18 protein-coding genes are annotated in these 19587 nt (G+C 66.8%); 4 read left to right on the top strand and 14 right to left on the bottom strand.

All coding sequences use genetic code 11. The features are described 5' to 3' along the window. Positions 1-4: 4 nt before the first annotated feature. Both L8F96_RS14510 and L8F96_RS14505 read right to left on the bottom strand, forming a co-directional pair. Entirely contained in the window at positions 5-490 is a 486-nt protein-coding gene (locus tag L8F96_RS14510) for a GNAT family N-acetyltransferase (protein WP_125946532.1), read from the bottom strand. Next, a complete protein-coding gene (locus L8F96_RS14505; RefSeq protein ID WP_334656374.1) occupies positions 487-1395 on the bottom strand; it encodes a DMT family transporter in 909 nt (302 codons plus the stop codon). Before L8F96_RS14505 ends, L8F96_RS14510 begins: the two co-directional genes overlap by 4 nt. Positions 1396-1623: 228 nt before the next feature. Here L8F96_RS14505 and L8F96_RS14500 point away from each other — a divergent pair, with 228 nt between their 5' ends. Both L8F96_RS14500 and L8F96_RS14495 read left to right on the top strand, forming a co-directional pair. After that, positions 1624-2124, top strand: a complete 501-nt coding sequence (locus L8F96_RS14500) for a Ros/MucR family transcriptional regulator (protein ID WP_046409579.1) — start codon at positions 1624-1626, stop codon at positions 2122-2124. A 6-nt stretch (positions 2125-2130) separates the two neighbouring features. Beyond that, positions 2131-2970, top strand: coding sequence for an oxygenase MpaB family protein (locus tag L8F96_RS14495; RefSeq protein ID WP_206430615.1), 840 nt, complete (start codon positions 2131-2133; stop codon positions 2968-2970). A gap of 32 nt (positions 2971-3002) precedes the next feature. On the opposite strand, the gene L8F96_RS14490 is transcribed toward L8F96_RS14495, so the two are convergent. Then, complete coding sequence (locus L8F96_RS14490; RefSeq protein WP_334656372.1) at positions 3003-4271, bottom strand: dicarboxylate/amino acid:cation symporter; 1269 nt, start codon at positions 4269-4271, stop codon at positions 3003-3005. A 164-nt stretch (positions 4272-4435) separates the two neighbouring features. Here L8F96_RS14490 and glmM point away from each other — a divergent pair, with 164 nt between their 5' ends. Beyond that, a complete protein-coding gene (glmM, locus tag L8F96_RS14485; protein ID WP_046409575.1) occupies positions 4436-5776 on the top strand; it encodes a phosphoglucosamine mutase in 1341 nt (446 codons plus the stop codon). Between the two features lie 72 nt (positions 5777-5848). Here the strand turns inward: glmM and nadA are convergent, their stop codons facing one another. From nadA to L8F96_RS14430, 11 genes are all read right to left on the bottom strand, one after another. Beyond that, entirely contained in the window at positions 5849-6847 is a 999-nt protein-coding gene (nadA, locus tag L8F96_RS14480; RefSeq protein WP_125946545.1) for a quinolinate synthase NadA, read from the bottom strand. Between the two features lie 72 nt (positions 6848-6919). Beyond that, a complete protein-coding gene (locus L8F96_RS14475) occupies positions 6920-7627 on the bottom strand; it encodes a DUF4230 domain-containing protein (RefSeq protein ID WP_334656370.1) in 708 nt (235 codons plus the stop codon). Then, positions 7617-8480 (bottom strand): MBL fold metallo-hydrolase, encoded by an 864-nt coding sequence (locus L8F96_RS14470; RefSeq protein ID WP_334656369.1) that lies wholly within the window; start codon positions 8478-8480, stop codon positions 7617-7619. Before L8F96_RS14470 ends, L8F96_RS14475 begins: the two co-directional genes overlap by 11 nt. 60 nt (positions 8481-8540) lie before the next feature. Further along, a complete protein-coding gene (locus L8F96_RS14465) occupies positions 8541-10160 on the bottom strand; it encodes a M56 family metallopeptidase (protein WP_334656368.1) in 1620 nt (539 codons plus the stop codon). Then, on the bottom strand, positions 10157-10525 hold the full coding sequence (locus L8F96_RS14460) for a BlaI/MecI/CopY family transcriptional regulator (protein WP_046409571.1): 369 nt from the start codon (positions 10523-10525) through the stop codon (positions 10157-10159). Before L8F96_RS14460 ends, L8F96_RS14465 begins: the two co-directional genes overlap by 4 nt. A gap of 80 nt (positions 10526-10605) precedes the next feature. Next, complete coding sequence (locus tag L8F96_RS14455; protein WP_145121251.1) at positions 10606-12921, bottom strand: FtsK/SpoIIIE family DNA translocase; 2316 nt, start codon at positions 12919-12921, stop codon at positions 10606-10608. A gap of 152 nt (positions 12922-13073) precedes the next feature. Then, entirely contained in the window at positions 13074-13517 is a 444-nt protein-coding gene (locus tag L8F96_RS14450; protein WP_334656367.1) for a VOC family protein, read from the bottom strand. After that, complete coding sequence (locus tag L8F96_RS14445) at positions 13517-14821, bottom strand: UDP-glucose dehydrogenase family protein (protein WP_046409567.1); 1305 nt, start codon at positions 14819-14821, stop codon at positions 13517-13519. The genes L8F96_RS14450 and L8F96_RS14445 overlap by 1 nt, the downstream gene beginning before the upstream one ends. A gap of 512 nt (positions 14822-15333) precedes the next feature. After that, a complete protein-coding gene (gene cobT / locus L8F96_RS14440) occupies positions 15334-17157 on the bottom strand; it encodes a cobaltochelatase subunit CobT (protein WP_136450873.1) in 1824 nt (607 codons plus the stop codon). A gap of 163 nt (positions 17158-17320) precedes the next feature. Continuing rightward, a complete protein-coding gene (gene cobS / locus L8F96_RS14435; protein ID WP_046409563.1) occupies positions 17321-18325 on the bottom strand; it encodes a cobaltochelatase subunit CobS in 1005 nt (334 codons plus the stop codon). 46 nt (positions 18326-18371) lie between these two features. Next, a complete protein-coding gene (locus tag L8F96_RS14430) occupies positions 18372-19067 on the bottom strand; it encodes a helix-turn-helix domain-containing protein (protein WP_334656364.1) in 696 nt (231 codons plus the stop codon). Between the two features lie 63 nt (positions 19068-19130). On the opposite strand from L8F96_RS14430, the gene L8F96_RS14425 reads away from it, so the two are divergent. Further along, a complete protein-coding gene (locus tag L8F96_RS14425) occupies positions 19131-19565 on the top strand; it encodes a VOC family protein (RefSeq protein WP_334656363.1) in 435 nt (144 codons plus the stop codon). The last annotated feature ends 22 nt before the right edge of the window (positions 19566-19587 follow it).

Genomic DNA, 19587 nt, shown 5'->3' with positions numbered 1-19587 from the left:
ATGTTCAGGCGGCCTGACCCGCCAGGCGGCGCAGCGCCTCCCCCGTGACGCGCTGCGTGGTCCATTCGTCCTGCGGCAGGGCGCCTTTCGCGCGGTAGAAGTCGAGCGCGGGGGTGTTCCAGTCGAGCACCGTCCATTCCAGCCGCGGGCAGCCGCGATCGAGCGCGACCTGCGCCAGCGCCTGAAGCAATGCACCGCCTGCCCCGGATCCACGCGCCTCGGGCGTGACGTAGAGATCCTCCAGCCACAGGCCCCGGCGCCCGGTCCAGGTCGAAAAGGTGTGGAAGAACAGCGCGAAACCGATGCTGAGGCCGCCCTGCGCCGCGAGCAGCACCTCGGCCGCTGGCGAGGGGCCGAACAACGCCTCCTGGAACATCGCCTCGGTCGCCTCGACCGCGTCGGGTTCGCGTTCATAGGCGGCAAGCTCGCGCACGAAACGCAGGATGGTGGGAATGTCGGCGGGAACGGCCGGCCGGATGGTGATGGTCATGCCGCCTGATCGATCGTTTGCGCGGCAATGTCACGCCTGCGCGCGGCGATCACGCAGGCGACGACGATCACCGCCGCGCCAAAGAGGGTATAAGGCGACACCCGCTCCCCAAAGACCAGGAAGCCCAGCACCGCGGCATAAACGAAGGACGTATATTCCGTCATCGCCAGATAGCCCGCCTCGCCATGCGCATAGGCCCAGGACAGGAGCATCATCGACGCGAAGGCAAGCAACGCCGCGCCGATGAGCGGCAGGAGCGTCGACGCGGGCGGCAGCACCGCGAGCCAGGGGGCGGCGCAGAGCAGGATGAGGAAGATGACCACCGATTGGACAAAGGCAGTCTCCGCCGGCCGTGCGGCAAGCGACTGCAGCCGCGTCAGGATCAGGTTCACGGCATAGAGGATCGCCGATGTCAGGACGGCCGGCGCACCCTGGAACGCCTCCGGGCCCAAAGCCGTGCGTGCCTGACCGGCGAAGATGGTGGCAATACCAAGGCTGGCGGCGACGACGGCACCGATCGTCCGGATCGACACCCGTTCCCCCAGCCACCATGCCGCGAGGATCAGCGCCAGAATGGGCGCGATGTAGGAGAGCGCAATCGCCTGCGCCATCGGCACGCGCGCCAATCCCCAGAAGAACAGCAGCCCCATCGCGCAAGTGATCGTCCCGCGCGAAAGATGAAGCAGCATGGCCCGGCGACTTGGCCGCCGTACGCCGGCCACCCCCCAGGCGGCGGCGCCCAGCGCAATATTACCAAGCGATCGCCACAGCATGGTGTTGTAGACGCCGATCGCCAGCACCAGCCCCTTCATTAGCGCGTCCATGACCGAGAACAGGGCAATGCCGAGAGCCGCGACCAGAAAGGCGACGGCTGGCGATACGGCAGAAGCAGGAATTCGCACCATTGCCGATCAATACGATCCAAGAGCGCAGTCGGCGAGGGGTAACAACCATTACTCGCAAAGGCTTAACTCAGGATGAATGTAGTTAACTGTGGTTTTCCCTAACAACAAAGCTGCGACTAAAAATTTAGAACGCGATACCACTTCAAGAAAAGCGGTATTTTCGACCCACGATTTTGTTGACCCGCACAGATGGCGCGCTTAGGCAACAAAAAAGTAAGGAGTGTAAAAATGACCGAAGATTCCGCCGACATCAACGCGGTTGAGCTCGCCACCGAGCTGACCATCGCTTGGCTGTCGAATCCCAATACGCGTGCATCCAGCGATGAGGTGCCGGGATTTCTGCACAAGATGCACGAAGCGGTGAATCAGCTGTCGACCAACACGCAGATCGCGACCGATGAGGAACCCGTCGGCGAATACACGCCGGCAGTTTCGGTGCGTAAGTCGCTTGCTTCCAAGGATCACATCATTTCGATGATCGACGGCAAGCCGTACAAGACGCTGCGTCGCCATCTTGCCGGCCACGGCCTCACGCCGGCGGAATACCGCCAGCGTTATGGCCTGAAGCCCGACTATCCGATGGTTGCCGAAAACTATTCGGAAGCGCGCCGCGCCATGGCCAAGAAGATCGGCCTCGGCCGCAAGCCGGGCATGACCCGTGGCGGCAACGAAGGCGGCACGGCAAAGCGCGGCCGCAAGGCAGCAGCGCCGGCGGCGAGCGAGGAGTAAGGGCGCATGGCCGGGGCAGCGCCGCTGCCCGGCATGCGTGATGCGATCGGCGGGCGCATTCGTGCGCTCGTCGGATCCGGATCGGTCGACCTGTCCCGCCCGCCCGGCGATCCCGGGCTGTTCGGGCCGGGATCGATGGCGTGGCGCATCCACGGCGATTTTTCCGCCATGATGATCGGCGGCGTTTCCGCGCTGCTGCTGCAGATGCTGCATCCGCTGGCACTAGCCGGCGTCTGGGATCACAGCGACTTCCGCCGCGACCGGCTGGGCCGCCTGCGCCGCACCGCGCAATTCATCTCGCTGACCACCTTTGGCAGTAGCGCGGCGGCAACGCGCGCGATCGACCACGTTCGGGCGATCCATGATCGGGTGTCGGGCACGCTGCCGGACGGCACCCCCTATGACGCCAATGACCCGGAACTGCTCACCTGGGTCCATGTGGCGGAGGTCGACAGCTTCCTTCGCGCGTATCTACGCTATCGCGATCCCGCGCTAACCGGGACCGAGCAGGATCGCTACCTTGCCGAGACCGCCATCGTCGCCGAGCGGCTGGGCGCGCGCGACGTGCCGACATCGCGGCGGGCGGTGGAATCCTATTATCGCCGTTTGCGCCCGGCGTTACGCTGCGACGCGCGCAGCCGCGAGGTGGCGGATGCCTTGCTGGCGAGCGGCCCCGATGCGCTGACGACCAGTGCGCTGGCGATCGTCGCGCCGGCGGCGATCGAGCTACTGCCCCCCTGGGCGGCGGCGATGCACGGTCGCGCGCCCAGCGCGATCGGCCGCCCGGCCATCCGCTTCGGAGCGCGGGGCATGAGCAATGTGGTGCGCTGGGCGCTGCGCCGCTGATCGCAGGCGCGCCGGTGCGAGCGACGGCTCGCTCAGTCGATCATGTGCTCGACAAGCGTGTCCGCCTCATCCCCCGGCATCTGCTCGCCGCGCGCCAGCGTCAGGGTGGTCGCCAGATCCCACATGACGTTGCCGAGCGTGCGCATGATATCCGGCAGTGTCTCCACCGCCACCAGCAACCCCAAGGGGGCGGTGGGCGCGCCGATCGCGGCGCAGACGGGCGCGACCGAGCTGACGTAACTGACTGTGCCCGGCAGGCTGACTGCGCCAAGCGACATCAGCGCCGCCACCAGCGTGCCGACCGCTAGCGCGCCCAGTGACAACGGTACGCCGAACCAATGCGCGATATAGATCGCTACCGCGAAGTTCATCGCGGGCCCGGTCGCCCGCAGCAGGGCAACAGCGAGCGGCAAGGTGACGCCTGCGGTCGTGACATGTGTCCCCAGCGACTGCGCACCGGCGAGCATGGCGGGCAAGGAGGCGAGCGACGACTGCGTCGATACGGCGACCGCCTGGCTCGGCAGCGCCGCGCGCGAGAAGCGCGCCAGCGACACGCGTCCACCGAACATCGCCATCGGATAGGCGCACAACGTTACCACCAGGCCGACCGAAACGACGATCAGGATGTAATGGACCAACGCATGGAAGGCGCCGCTGCCCGCGCGGGCGCCGACCACCAGCGCGAGCGCGAAGACGCCAAGCGGACCGACCCACAGCACCCAGCCGATGACCACCAGCATCGTGTCACGCACCGCGGTGAACACCCGCACCAGCAGTTCGCGCAGCTCGACGTCGATCCGCATCAGCGCGAACGCAAAGATCAGCGCGAAGATGATCATCGACAGGAAGTTGCTGTCAGCGGTGGTCTTGATGATGTTGTTGGGGATGATGCCCGACAGGAATTCCCCAAGTGGCGGCACCGGCGGATTAGGCCCGACCCCGGTGAGGGCAGCGCGGAGTGCGGCGGCGGATTCGGTGGGCAGCGGCACCAGTCCCAGGAACAGGGGCGTCAGAAAGGCGGCCGACAGCGCGGAGGCGACCATGACGGTGACGTACAGCGCGACCGCGCGCCCCGCGAGCCGCCCGGCCTGTGCCGCCTTGGCCGTCGCGGCGACGCCGGTGACCAGCAGCGAAAAGACCAGCGGGACGATGGTCATCTGCAAGGCGTTGAGCCACGACTGGCCCACCGGCTGCGCGACCGAGATCACCGGATCCACCGATTCCGGAGCGTAAGCAGCCAGCACGATCCCGACGAGCAGCCCGGCGATCAGCGCCAGGAGAATACGAGTAGATTGGGACATCACGCCTTTCGAACTGTTCGTCACCTTGGACTTGTCCCTCAGCCCACCACGGGGCAAGAGCCAAGAAAGTTATGGTTCTGCGGCACCAAGGTGGCGGGAGCAAGCCTGTCCTGACAACGCGCCGATCGACGCGCGGGGGGACGCCAAAAGGGTGGAGATCGCGTGTGGCACGCAAATATTTCGGCACGGACGGTATTCGTGGACTGACTAACCTGTCGCCGATGACGGCGCAAATGGCGATGAAGGTCGGCATGGCGGCCGGCGCCCACTTCCTGCGCGGCGATCATCGTCACCGCGTGGTGATCGGCAAGGACACGCGACTGTCGGGCTATATGCTCGAGAACGCGCTGGTCGCGGGCTTCACCTCCGTGGGCATGGATGTTGTGCTGCTCGGCCCGTTGCCGACCCCTGCCGTGGCGATGCTTACCCAGTCGATGCGCGCTGACCTGGGCGTGATGATCTCGGCCAGCCACAATCCCTTCGACGACAATGGCATCAAGCTGTTCGGCCCGGACGGCTACAAATTGTCAGACGAGGCCGAGATGGCGATCGAGGCGCTGATCGACGGCGACATCGCGCTGGCGCCCGCGGGCGATATCGGCCGCGCCCGCCGCGTCGAGGACGCGCGTGGCCGCTACATTCACTTCGCGAAATCGACCTTCCCGGCGGACCTGCGGCTCGACGGGCTGAAGGTGGTGATCGATTGCGCCAATGGCGCGGCCTATCAGGTCGCGCCATCCGCCTTGTGGGAGCTTGGCGCGGAAGTGGTGGCGATCGGCGTCGCGCCGAACGGCAAGAACATCAATCACCGCGTCGGCTCGACCGCGCCGCAGACGCTGTCCGAGACGGTCGTGGCAAGCGGCGCCGCCATTGGCATCGCGCTTGACGGTGATGCCGACCGGCTGATCGTGGTCGACGAACATGGCCGTGTCGTCGACGGTGACCAATTGATGGCGACGATCGCAACCAGCTTTGCCCGTCGTGGTGAGCTGGCCGGTGGCGGGCTGGTCGCGACCATCATGTCCAACCTGGGGTTGGAGCGGCATCTGGCGGCGCAGGGCCTTGGCCTCGTCCGCACGTCCGTCGGCGACCGGTATGTGCTGGAGGCGATGCGCGCCCGCGGTTTCAACGTCGGCGGCGAGCAGTCCGGGCACATCATCCTGTCGGATTATGGCACGACCGGCGACGGTCTGGTCGCCGCGCTGCAGATACTGGCCGAAGTGAAGCGCGCGGGCGCCCCGGCGAGCGAGGTGCTGCATCGGTTCGAGCCGCTGCCGCAGCTGCTGAAGAACGTGCGCTATGCCCGTGGCGGCAAGCCGCTGGAAGTCGACAGCGTCAAGCAGACGATCGCAGCGGCCGAGGCGGAACTGGCCGACAGCGGCCGGCTGGTGATCCGGCCATCGGGGACGGAGCCGGTAATCCGCGTCATGGCCGAAGGCGAGGATGCCGCGCAGGTGGAAGCGGTGGTCGATCGCGTGTGCGAGGCGGTTCGCGCCGCCGCGTAACCCGATCGCGGACAGCGGCGCGCTGTCGGCTGCGCTCGTCGCCCTCCCCCTCCGGGGAGGGCGCGCCGATGGTCAGTCGCCGGTCACTTTCGCCGGCCCCAGATCACCCTGGCCGATGGTGCCGCTCGCCATGGCCAGCATCGCGTCCAGGCTCTTTTTCGCCTTGACGCGCAGATCCTCGTCCATCTCGATCCGGGGCTCCAGATCGCGCAGCGCGACGTAGAGCTTCTCCATCGTGTTGAGCGCCATGTACGGGCAGATGTTACAGTTGCAGTTGCCGTCGGCGCCCGGCGCACCGATGAAGGTCTTGCCCGGCAGCGCCTTTTCCATCTGGTGGATGATGTGCGGCTCGGTCGCGACGATCAGCGTGTCGCCCGGCATTGCCATGGCATATTCGAGGATGCCGCGGGTCGAGCCGACATAATCGGCGTGGTCGAGAATGACGGCCGGGCACTCCGGGTGCGCCGCGATGGGCGCGCCGGGATGCTGCGCCTTCAGCTTCAGGAGCTCGGTCTCGCTGAACGCCTCGTGCACGATGCACACGCCGGGCCACAGGATGAGGTCACGCCCGGTCTTGCGCGCGAGATAGCCGCCGAGGTTCCGATCGGGACCGAAGATGATCTTCTGGTCCTTGGGGATCTGCGAGAGGATCTTTTCCGCCGAAGACGAGGTGACGATCACGTCGGACAGCGCCTTCACCGCGGCCGAGCAGTTGATGTAGGTGAGCGCGATCGCATCGGGGTGCTGCGCGCGGAACGCGGCGAATTGCTCGGGCGGACAGCTGTCCTCGAGCGAGCAGCCGGCATCCATGTCGGGCAGGATCACGGTCTTCTGCGGCGAGAGGATTTTCGCCGTCTCCGCCATGAAGCGCACACCGCAAAAGGCGATCACGTCTGCATCGGTCGCCTGCGCCTTGCGCGACAGATCAAGGCTGTCCCCGACAAAGTCGGCGATGTCCTGAATCTCTGGCTTTTGATAATAATGCGCGAGGATCACCGCATTGCGCTCCTTGCGGAGGCGTTCGATCTCGGCGCGGATGTCGACGCCCTTCAGGTTCTGCGGCTGTTCCATGGCGACGCAGATGGCCCGGCTGGCCCATTCGATCAAGATAGCATTGGTGTTCGGCTGAAGGCCGGGCAGCGACTATTGCGCGTTCGCCAGCACTTCCTGAAGGCTGCGGCTCATGTCCCACTGCTCGCCGTTCCTGGGCACGGGCTCCCCGGCGAAGCGCACGTTGACGCTTACCGGCAGGCCGGCGGCCGAAAGGGCGCCGCCGAACAATCGTGATATGGCGCTGCGCGCATTCTCCCGCGCCTTGGCGATGTTCTCCGGATCGTTCGCCCGGTCCGCGACCGCTGTCGCCGCCGTGGTTGCGACCTTGCGCTGCAGGTCTGCCATCGCGTCCCGCGACACATAGACCCCGCTGGTCTGATCCAGCGTCACGCGCGCATGGTCGATGTTCGGCTTGCCGGCGCTGACGTCCGGCACCTCGACGGTCAGCGTCCCGCTGCGTTCGTCATAGCGAAAGTCACGCGGCGCGAGGCGGCGCAGATTGACGAAATAATCGACCTCGAACGGCGCTTTCACCACGCGTGTCGAGCTGAGCCAGCCCCACAGTCGGCTGGTCGCCCCGGTTGCCTGAACCGTGCCGGTGAGGCGACTGACGCGCAGGTCCGCACTGGTATGAAGGGTCGCCGCGACAACCCGCGCGACCGCCAGGCCGCTGTCATCGGTCGCGACGACGTGGCGATCGTCCCACCAGCGGTAGCTGGCAATCGTCGCGACGACGATCGCGAAGGCGATGGCAAGCCCCACCGCGGCGATCGCAATCGATCGCCCGTCAGGCCGCATCCACACTTTCCCAGCGGCCGCCGTGGCTGCGCACCAGCGCGCGCCGCTCCAGATCGATGAGGTGCGCGAGGACAGAGCGTTCGGCCGCCGGATAGAGCCGGGGGTCGACGCCGACGTACATCTTTTTCACCATCGCCGGGATATCGACGGTGCCGGCGCGCAGCAGGCGCAGGATCTGCCCTTCGCGCTGTTTGCGGTGCCCCAGCAGGCCGCGCACCAGGCGTTGCGGCCGCTCGATCGCCTCACCATGGCCGGGGTAATAGATGCGGTCGTCGCGGCCGATCAGCTTCTCGAGGCTGGCCATATATTGCGTCATGTCGCCATCGGGGGGCGAGACGACGCTGGTCGCCCAGCCCATCACATGATCGCCGGAAAACAGCGCCTTTGTCTCGCGAAGGGCAAAGGCAAGGTGGTTGGACGTGTGGCCCGGCGTCGCGATCGCTTCCAGCGTCCAGCCATCGCCGGCGATCGTATCGCCCTCCGCCAGCACGCGATCCGGCGCGTAATCATGGTCGAACGAGGCGTCGGAGCGGGGTCCGTCATCCTCCAGCGCGAAGGGCGCAGCGCCGACGACCGGCGCGTCCAGTTCGGCGGCGAGCCGGGGGGCGCCGGGGCTGTGATCCCGATGGTGGTGGGTGATGACGATCGCACGCACCGGGCGACCCGCCACCACCGCGAGCAGCGCGGCGTGATGCGCCTCATCGGCAGGGCCGGGATCGATGATCGCGAGATCGGTCGTCCCGACGACGTGCGTCTGGGTACCCGTGTAGGTGTAGGCCGAGGCGTTCGGCGCGAGCACGCGCGTGACGAGCGGCTCTAGCACGATCGGAATACCGGTTGGCGGTGCCTCCATGAGACCGCAGATGGCCGGTTCGTCAGGTGAAGGCAAGGGCGGCGCGATCAGCGCTGCGGATCAATGATGCGCCGCGTCATCCATCCGGGATGTTTCGCGATCGAGCGCGTGAAGGGCGTGGTCGCGCTCCGCGAGTGTCAGATGACCGTTGGCACGGACGGCCGCGCGCGCGGCATGCATGGCCTCGCGGGCGCTTGCCATGGCCGCTTTCCGGGCAATTTCGGCCTCGTGCAAGGCGGCCTCGGCTCGATGCTGCGCCTCGGCCCGCGCCCGGGCGCTACGCCGTTCGATCCGGTCGGTGCAGATGGTCACGCGCGGACGACCGGCCTCGGTATCATGGACGACGGTCGGCTCGATCACGTCACCGGCGCAGGCGGCTGAGCGGACAGTCGGAACGGTGACGGAGACGTGGCCGTCCCTGGTCCAACGCGGAACGGCAGGCGGGTCCGGGGGGATCGGCGCTGCGGCCGGCGCCGGCGGAGCGGGGGGCGTGGCGGCGGCGGCCAGCGGGCTTTCGTCCGACGACGGCTCCGGCGCGAGCGGGGGTTCCGGTGACTCGGGCACCGGGTTGGCGGCGATCCAGGCCTCTGCAGCCTCGCCCTCCAACACGCGGCGCTTGCCGTCGCGCTCGACCACGACGCGCACGTCGTGCGCCGTCGGTGCGGGCGTCGGCGCAATGGCCGGCAGCGCGGCCTCGGCCGCGGTTTCGACGCTGGCGCGCACCCGTTCCGCCGCGCGCGTCCCGGAGGCGGTGAGGCCAAGCGCGCCGGCACCGGTGGCGAATACCGCGGCGAGCCCGACGAGCGTGCGCGTGCGCGAGATGCGCATCGTGCCCAGCATCCGCAGACGGCCCTTGAGATCGTCAGCGGTGTGGAGGTGGCAGGCGGCGGCGATCGCGCCGCCATGCGCCGCCTTCACGATCGCACAGGCATAGGCATGGCGCGCGTCGCTGCCGAGCCGCGCCAGCACGCGCGCGTCATTGGCCATCTCCTGATCGGCGCGAAACGCGCGGAAGGCGTACCAGGCAAGCGGGTTGAACCAGTGCAGCGCCAGCACGGCCAGCGCGAGCCAATTGGCGACAAGGTCACCGCGGGCATGGTGACCCAGCTCATGCGCCAGCGCGAGGCGGCGTTCGTCGGCATCGTAGCGGGCAGTGAAATCACGCGGGAAGGCAACGAAGCGGCGCAGCACGCCGAACGCCAGGGGGCCGGTCGCCGCCGCGCTTTCGACGATCGTTACGCCATCGATCCGGTCAATCGTGCTCGCCCGCGTCAGCAGACGCCGGCGGAAGCGGTGATAGGCAAGCAGGTGCCAGCCGATGAACGCCGCCGCGCCCAGCCCCCACAGCAGGGCAAGGGAAGAACCGAGCGTGAGGAAGGAGGGCGCGGCAGCGTCGCCGGCGGCAGGGACGATCAACACCGTCACCTGCTGGCCGACCTCGCCAAGCGGAGCGGCTAACGTCGTAGAAATGGGGGTGGCCACCTGTTCGCGGACGCTTTCCGGCAAAGGGGGCAACACCAGGCGCAGCAGCGGGAGCGACCAGAGCGCATAGGCGACCGGCGCGCCGAAGCTGCGGCGCACGGGTCCGCGCACGAGCAGCACCAAGGCGATGAGAAGCGCGGAGGCGGCGAGCGCCTCGACCATCCACGAGACGCCTGCCGAGCCTCCGAGCGCGCTCATTGTTTCAGCGCCTTGAGGAGGGTTTCGATTTCCGCGATATCCTGCGCGGAAAGCTCATCGCGTTCCGCGAGATGCGCGACCAGCGGGGTCAGCTTGCCGCCGAACAGCCGGTCGATCAGCCGGCGCGATTCGCCCGCGACATAATCGCCACGCTGGACCGCCGGGCGATAGAGATAGCGACGGCCATCCTCCTCATGGGTGATGGCGTTCTTCGCGAGGAGCCGGCCGAGCAAGGTCTTGACGGTATTAGCGCTCCAGCCGCGGTCGGGGTCGACCCGCTCCGCCACGTCCTGCGCGGTGAGCGGACTTTCGTCCCACAGCACCTCCATCACCGCATGTTCGGCATCGCTGATCCGTTCGGCCACGACTCGACTCTCCTGCAACTACATCTGTGGTCGCACCGTTTACGGCCGTAGTCAATAAGGACGAATCCGTCCGGTGCGGCTCAGACCGGATGCCCCTCCGTATCGCGCAGCACCTCGCGCCGGCCGACGTGATCGGGGCGGCTGACGATGCCGTCCTTCTCCATCCGCTCGATGAGGCGCGCGGCCGAATTGTAGCCGATGCGAAGCTGGCGCTGCAGCCACGATGTCGACGCCTTCTGGCTTTCGCACACCAGCTGGATCGCGGCGCGATATTGCTGGTCCTCGGCCGAATCCTCGCCGGTGGGGGCGCCTTCGATCTCGAAGCTCTGTTCCGGCTCCTCGGTGACGGAAGAGATATAGTCCGGCGTCCCCTGCGAGCGCCAGTGATCGGTGACGCGCTGCACTTCCTCGTCGCTGACGAAGGGGCCGTGGACGCGCACGATACCCTTGCCGCCGGGCATGTAGAGCATGTCGCCCTTGCCCAGCAGCTGCTCGGCGCCCTGTTCGCCCAGGATGGTGCGCGAATCGATCTTCGAGGTGACGTGGAAGCTGATGCGGGTCGGCAAATTCGCCTTGATGACCCCGGTGATGACGTCGACCGAGGGGCGCTGCGTCGCCATGATGAGGTGGATGCCGGCGGCGCGCGCCTTTTGCGCGAGGCGCTGGATGAGGAATTCGACTTCCTTGCCCGCCGTCATCATCAGGTCGGCGAGCTCGTCGACGATCACGACGATCTGCGGCAGCACCTGATAATCGAGCTGTTCCTCCTCATAGACGGGGCGGCCATTCTCGTCCCAGCCGGACTGGACCTTGCGCCCCAACGGCGCGCCCTTGGCCTTGGCCGCGCGCACCTTTTCGTTGAAGCCGCCGAGGCTGCGCACGCCGAGCGAGGACATCTGGCGATAGCGATCCTCCATCTGCTCCACCGCCCATTTCAGCGCGCGGACCGCCTTGGCCGGATCAGTGACGACGGGGGAGAGAAGATGCGGAATGTCGTCATACATCGACAGTTCGAGCATCTTGGGATCGATCATGATCATGCGGCACTGATCGGGGGTAAGCCGATAGAGCAGCGACAGGATCATCGCGTTGAGCCCGACCGACTTGCCCGAACCGGTGGTGCCGGCGACCAGCAGGTGGGGCATCGGCGCGAGATCGGCGATCACCGGATCGCCGGCGATGTTCTTGCCCAGGATCACCGGGAGCTGGGCGTTCTGATCCTCGAACGCCTGGCTGCCGATCAGTTCGTGGAGCGACACCGTCTCCCGCTTCGGATTGGGCAGTTCGATGCCGATCACCGTGCGGCCGGGGATCGTCGCCACGCGCGCCGAAATGGCGCTCATGTTGCGGGCGATATCGTCGGCCAGGCTGATGACGCGGGTCGCCTTGATGCCCGGCGCGGGCTCCAGTTCGTACATCGTCACGACGGGACCGGGGCGCACCTCGACAATCGCGCCCTTGACGTTGAAATCGTCGAGCACGGTTTCGAGCAGGCGCGCGTTGCGTTCCAGTGCGGTCTTGTCGATCTGCGGGTTCTGCGACGGGGGCGCGGGCGTCAGCATCTCGAGCGTGGGAAGCTCGTAATCGTCGCGCAGCGCGAGCTTCGTCTGGCGCGGTTCCTTGCTTCCGGTGCCGGTGGCTGGCGGCGCCGGGCGATCGTTGATGACCGGGGCCGGGCGGGAATCGGGCAGGGCGGTCGCGCGCGGCTCAATCCCGCGGCGGGGCAGTTCCTCCGCGTCGTCGTCCAGCCCCTCGTCGTCGACCGGACCACCATCGGCGGAGCGCCGGGCGATGCGCAGCCGGGGGCGGGGCATCCAGCCGCGCGGCAGGTCCACCTCAAGGCTGCGCCCCCAGACGATCGCACCGGACAGGCCGCTCACCACGCCCAGCGCGATGATGCTCCACCAGGTGACCTGAGGGTTGTTGGCAAAGGCGAGCGCCCAGCGTGCCGCGGCCACGCCGCCCAGGCCGATGGCGCCGCCCCAGCCGAAGGGCAGCGCCAGCACCGCATCATCCGAGACACAGGCCAAGGCGATCGCCATCAGCGCGACGCCGATCAGCGCCTGGCGCAGCATCCGCTTCCACGCGCCCGCTGGCCGGTCACGCCACAGGCGCATGGCGACAATCGCCGGTATCGGGAGCAGAAGCGCCACGGCGGGGCCGAAGAGGGTGAGCGCAAGGTCAGCGAACCAGGCACCCGGCACGCCGATCAGATTGCCCGTGACGTCCGCCGACGCGGTATTGAGCGACCCGTCGCCCGGACGATAGCTGGCCAGAGCGAGCGCCATCAGCGCGGTGGCGATGAACAGCACGATCGCGGTCGCCAGCGCGCCGCTGCGAACCGCCCCCGCCTTCACCGTTTCGCGCCACAAGGACGTTTGCGCCTTGCTCGCCATGCCTCTACGCCCCCAACAATGTCGTGAAATAATCGGCGACGATCATCTGCCTGGCGGACTCGCTCGTCAAGCCGGGGGCGCCGGGCGGAGGGCGGTTCCCGCCCGGGTGTGATGGCGCGGGCACGCTATCGCCGACGCTTGCGGGCGTGGGGTCAGCCTCCCGCCCGCTTCGGGCGATCCGCATCGTTCTTCCACAGGCCGGGCGTCGCCAGTTCGAGCACATGGCCGTCGGGATCGTTGAAATAGAGGCTGTGACCGCCAGCGGGCCAGCTCACCTCCTCCGTCGCGGCAACGCCGCAGCCGGCGAGATGCGCGCGCCAGGCATCGAGATCCGAGGCCGCAATCGCAAAGGCCATGTGGAGCGGTCCGTGGCCATCATGCCCCGGGATGGTGCCCCCCGGGGTCGCGACATCCTCAGTCGACTGGCCGCGGGCGAACACCAGCAGGACACCGCCATGCCCGGCGTCGAAAGCGGTCAGACGGTCGCTCTCGATCATCGGAGCAAGGCCGAGCACATCGCGGAAGAACCCGACCGACCGCGCCATGTCATCGACATAAAGCGCGGTTTCGAGCAGCCCGGCGATGCGCGGGCGCATCACCGGCCGACACCCGTGTAATGGAAGCCGACGCGCTCCACGTCTTCGCGATCATAGATGTTGCGCAGATCGACCAGCACCGGCGCCGCCATGGTCGACTTCAGCCGCTGAAAGTCGAGCGCGCGGAACGCATCCCATTCGGTGACGATCACCACCACGTCCGCGCCCTCGGCCGCCTCATACGGCCCGCTGCAATAGGTCAGGGAAGCCGGCATCACCGATCGGGCCGCCTCCATCCCTTCGGGATCATAGGCCTTCACCGTCACGCCGGCATCAACCAGGCTCTGCACGATCGCGATCGACGGCGCATCGCGCATGTCGTCGGTGTTGGGCTTGAACGTAAGGCCCAGGATGGCAGCGGTCTTGCCACGCGGCTCCTCGCCGAGTTGCGCCAGCACCTTGCGGCCCATCGCCCGCTTGCGCGCGTCGTTCACCTTGACCACCGCCTCAACGACATGGACCGGCGCGTCATAATCCTCCGCCGTCTTCAGCAGCGCCAGCGTGTCCTTGGGGAAGCACGAGCCGCCATAGCCGGGGCCGGCATGGAGGAACTTGCGCCCGATGCGATTGTCGAGGCCGATGCCGCGCGCGACGTCCTTCACATCGGCGCCGACCGCTTCGCACAGGTTCGCCATTTCGTTGATGAAGGTGATCTTGGTCGCGAGGAAGGCGTTGGCGGCATATTTGGTCAGTTCGGACGTGCGACGGCCGGTGAACAGGATCGGGCTCTCGCCAAGATACAGCGGGCGGTAGATTTCGCTCATCACCTCCCGCGCGCGCGGGTCGTCAGTGCCGACGACGATGCGGTCAGGGCGCTTGAAATCGCCGATCGCGGCGCCTTCGCGCAGGAACTCGGGATTGGATACGACAGCAAAGTCGATGTCGGGCCGCGTCTCGCGCAGGATCTCCTCCACCCGGTCGCCCGTACCCACCGGCACGGTCGATTTGGTGACGACCACCAGCGGTCCGGTTGCCGCGCGCGCGATCTCCTCGGTCGCGGCATAGACGTAGGAGAGGTCGGCGTGGCCATCACCGCGGCGCGAGGGCGTGCCGACCGCGATGAACACCGCGTCCGCGCCAGCGACACCGGCGGCAAGATCGGTGGTGAAGGTCAGTCGGCCAGCGGCGACGTTGTTCGCCACCAGTTGGTCGAGACCTGGCTCATAGATCGGCATCCGCCCAGCGTCGAGCGCCGCGATCTTGCTGTCGTCCTTGTCGACGCAGGTCACCTGATGGCCGAAATCGGCAAAACAGGCCCCCGAAACGAGTCCGACATAGCCCGAACCGATCATCGTGATACGCATGTATGGCCCTCGTTATGGCAGTGCCTTCCGCTGCCCGGGACGGGTTCTGTACGCAGTGTGTTCCAGCGCATCAACCGTCGCCACCGTCGCGGTGCGATCTGCGCGCTGATCAGATTGCACGGTCAACCGCTGATGAAGATCAACCGACATTGATCACGATCAACATCAGCGCGCCCAACTGCCATTAGATGATCCCGGTTCGGAACAATTGACGGCTAGTTTCGTTTTCCCTCCGAAACGGCGCCGTTTTTGGGCTGTTCTTTGTCCCGCCGCGCTGGCAGAGGATTTGTTCAATCTCAGCCCTTTAGCCATTCCGGATTCTGCAAACGTGATTGATGTCAGTCGGGAGATGATTGCCTACGGCTTGATCGGAACGGTCGCGCTCGTTGCGACTCCGGTCATCATCGCGTTAGTCCGGCGCCGAAAGCGGGAGAAGCTGCGGCGCCGCGGGATCAAGCGTTACGGACATTAAGGCCGCGGCTGTTTACTGAAAGGCGCTTGCCACGCGCTGCTTATTCAGCGTCGAACAATGCCGCGAGTTGTTCGATGATCGTGCCGCCGAGCTGCTCGGCATCCATGATCGTCACTGCGCGATTGTAATAGCGCGTTACGTCGTGGCCGATGCCGATCGCGATCAGCTCCACCGGTGAGCGGCGCTCGATCCAGTCGATGACCTGCCGCAGATGACGCTCGAGATACGATCCGCTGTTCACTGACAGCGTTGAATCGTCGACCGGCGCGCCGTCCGAGATCACCATCAGGATTCGGCGTTCCTCGGGCCGGGCGATCAGGCGGCCGTGCGCCCACAGCAGCGCCTCGCCGTCGATATTCTCCTTCAGCAACCCTTCGCGCATCATCAGGCCGAGCGAATTGCGCGCGCGGCGCCACGGCTCGTCGGCCTGTTTGTAGACGATGTGGCGGACGTCGTTGAGGCGGCCGGGCTGCGGCGGACGGCCCGCCGCAAGCCATGTCTCGCGGCTCTGCCCGCCCTTCCACGCGCGGGTGGTGAAGCCGAGGATCTCGGTCTTGACCCCGCACCGCTCCAGCGTGCGCGCGAGGATGTCGGCACTGATCGCCGCGATCGAGATCGGGCGGCCGCGCATAGAGCCGGAATTGTCGATCAGCAGCGTGACCACCGTGTCCTTGAACTCGGTGTCCTTTTCCACCTTGTACGACAACGACTGCATCGGGTTGATGACGACCCGGGCGAGACGGGCGGCGTCGAGCAGCCCTTCTTCCTGGTCGAAATCCCACGACCGGCTCTGCTGCGCCATCAGCCGCCGCTGCAGCCGGTTGGCGAGCCGCGATACCACAGCCTGAAGCGGCACGAGCTGCTGGTCGAGATAGCCGCGCAGCCGCGCCAGTTCGTCCGTGTCGCACAATTCGGTGGCGGCGATCACCTCGTCGAACTGTGTGGTCCAGATCTTATAGTCGAAGTCGGGCGACCAATCGGTGGTGGGCCGGTTCGGGCGGACGGGCTGCATCCCCTCCTCCCCGTCATCGGTCGGATCGCCATCGAGGTCGTCGAGATTGTCCTCGCCCTGCTCCTGCCCCTCGCCCTCGGTATCCTCCGATTCGCGCTGCTCGCCGCGCTGCTCGGATTCGGCCTGACCCTCGCCGTCCTGGCTTTCGCCTTCCTCGCCCTCGTCCTGCTGCTCGCTGTCGGTGCCCTCGTCCTCGTTGCCGCCGTCATCGGCATCCTCTGGCGCCCGGTCACCCTCGACCAGTTCGAGATCTTCGAGCAGCTTCATCGCCAGGCTCTGGAAGGCGCGCTGATCGTCGAGCGCCAGCGCCATGCCGCTGAGATCGGCCCGCTCGTTGATCCAGTCGCGCACCAGCGCGAGGCCCGCGGCGGCGCTCGCCGGCGATTCCTGCCCGGTCAGTGCCTCACGCACCATCAGGCCGAGCGCGGTGGACAGCGGCACCTCGTCACGGTTGCGTGCGCGGGTGATGGGATCGGCGCGCAGGCGAACGTCGAGCGCCTGCGCCAGATTGTTGGTGATGCCGGCATAGCCGCGGCTGCCGAGCGCCTCGACCCGGGCGCCCTCCACCGCGTCGAACACGGCGCGCGCAATCGCCTCCTGCGGGGCGCCGCGCGCATGCATCGCCGGATCATGGTGCTTCAGCCGCAGCGCGAAACCGTCGGCGAAGCCGCGCGCTTCCGCCACCTGGTCGGCCGGCAGGCTGCGCGCCGGCATCGGCACCTTCAGATGCTTGCCCGACTGGGTCGGCGCATCGGCGGTGAAGGCGAGTTCAAGCTCCTGCTCCTCCGACAAGGCGCGCGACGCGCCGCCGAGGACGTTCTTGAACCGATCGAGCGGGGTTTCGGTGGCCATCAGCTGTATTCCTTGCGCGCCATGCCGGCGTCGCGACGTACATGGGAGAGCCCGGCCCGGCGTACGCCCCGGTGATCAGGGCGACACGCCGGAAGGACGGTGGGCGCAGGCGTCGCCAGCCATGTCTCCCCGGTCGACAAGGTGGGTCAGGCCCTCCGCGGCATCAAGCCTTGCCCACCACGCTTTCGGGCAGGTCCTTGCCGAACACGCGCTGGTAATATTCGGCGACCAGCGGCCGTTCCGCCTCGTCGCACTTGTTGAGGAACGACAGGCGGAAGGCGAAGCCCACGTCCTTGAAGATCAGCGTGTTCTGCGCCCAGGTGATCACCGTACGCGGGCTCATCACGGTGGAAATATCGCCGTTGATGAAGCCCTTGCGGGTCAGGTCCGCGACGCGGATCATGTCCTCGACCTGCTTCTTGCCCTCCGGCTTGTCATATTCGCCCGACTTGGCGAGCACGATGTTCGCCTCGGTCGCGGCCGGCAGGTAGTTCAGCGTGACGACGATGTTCCAGCGGTCCATCTGACCCTGGTTGATCTGCTGCGTGCCGTGATACAGCCCGCTGGTGTCGCCGAGGCCCACCGTATTGGCGGTCGCGAACAGGCGGAAATAGGGGTTGGGGCGGATCACGCGATTCTGGTCGAGCAGCGTCAGCTTGCCCTCCGTCTCCAGCACGCGCTGAATCACGAACATCACGTCCGGGCGGCCGGCGTCATATTCGTCGAAGACCAGCGCGGTCGGCGTCTGCAGCGCCCAGGGCAGCAGCCCTTCGCGGAACTCGGTGATCTGCTGACCATCCTTCAGCACGATCGCGTCGCGGCCGATGAGGTCGATACGGCTGATATGCGCGTCGAGGTTGATACGGATGCACGGCCATTTCAGCCGCGCCGCCACCTGTTCGATGTGCGTCGATTTGCCGGTGCCGTGATAGCCCTGCACCATCACGCGGCGATTGTGCGCGAAGCCGGCCAGCACCGCGAGCGTCGTGTCCGGATCGAACACATAAGCGGGGTCGAGATCGGGCACCCGCTCATCCGCCTCGCTGAAGGCGGGGCATTGCATGTCACTGTCGATCCCGAACATCTCACGCACGCTGACCATCTTGTCGGGCGCGTCGAGGATCGTCGTTTCGCGGCTGTCGGGAAGCGTGTTCGGGATATCGGTCATGCGCGCCTCGGAATTAACACGACTGCCTTAGGCCCGTCGCCGGTGGTTATTCAACCTTTGCCTTTGCCGGCAGATGGAAGAGATCGATGAACTGACGGGCGAGCGCACGGTTGCCGGCGAACACCAATTCTCCGGCCGCCTCCGCCTCCTCGATCGGCCATTTGCCATAGACGATGTTGGCCATGATCCGCGCATTGGTGGTGAAATGCACATCGGCCTCCCCGGCCCCGCGGACGATCGGCAAGTCGCCGTCGACCAGCCGGGCGAGGAATGATTCGGCCCCGAAGGTGAAGGCGACGGTGCAATCCGGGCACGCTTTGGCCTTAACCGGATCGATCATGGTGCGAAGCGACAGCATCATCGATGCCGAGGATAACGGCAGCATCGGATCATGATCGGGCGATCGCGCGGCCCAGGCGCCCAATGCCTTGATCGCGCCTTCCGCCTCATAGCCCCAGGCGGTGAGTTCATAGACCTGCACGCTGGCGGGCGGCGGCAGCCGGTGCCGTTTCAGGATGCGTGCGGCCTCCAGCCCCTCCAGCCGCTGGGTCAGGACATTGGCGCTGATCCCGGGCAGCGACGCCTTCAACTCGCCGAAGCGGCGCGCGCCGAACATCAATTCGCGCACGATCAGCATCGACCAGCGCTCGCCGACCAGTTCCATCGCCAGCGCCGTGCCGCAGGCGTCATCATACCATCGGCGCCGGCCCAGAAACTCCGCAGTTACTTTTTCTGACTTCATTGTTGCTTTTAATAACTACCAGGCGCACAAACCACAAGCAACGAGTCGCAAGGGAGAGGTGCGATGGCGAGAATGATCTTCGTCAATCTGCCGGTGAGCGATGTGGCGCGCGCCGCCGCCTTCTACGAAGCGCTGGGGTTTCGCCGGAACCCGATGTTCTCCAACGAACAGGCATCAGCGATGGTGTGGTCCGACGAGATCAACGTGATGCTGCTCGATCGTGCCTTTTACGCGACCTTCACCGACAAGACGCTGATCGACGCGCATACGACCTCGGGCGTGCTCCTCGCCATCTCGCAGGACAGCCGGGAAGAGGTGGACGCCATCACCGAGGCCGCGCTGACCGCCGGTGGGCGGGAGACGCGCGAGCGGCAGGACATGGGCTATATGTACGGGCGCGCGTTCGAGGACCCCGACGGCCATGTGTGGGAGCCGATGTTCATGAACATGGCCGCCGCGCAAGAGGCGATGGGGCAGCCGGACACGACGGCCGCCTGAAGAGCACCGGGAAGAATGAGCG

The organism is Sphingomonas panaciterrae (assembly GCF_036890205.1).
Taxonomy (GTDB): domain Bacteria; phylum Pseudomonadota; class Alphaproteobacteria; order Sphingomonadales; family Sphingomonadaceae; genus Sphingomonas; species Sphingomonas panaciterrae.
This window is presented reverse-complemented; position numbering and strand designations above follow the sequence as displayed.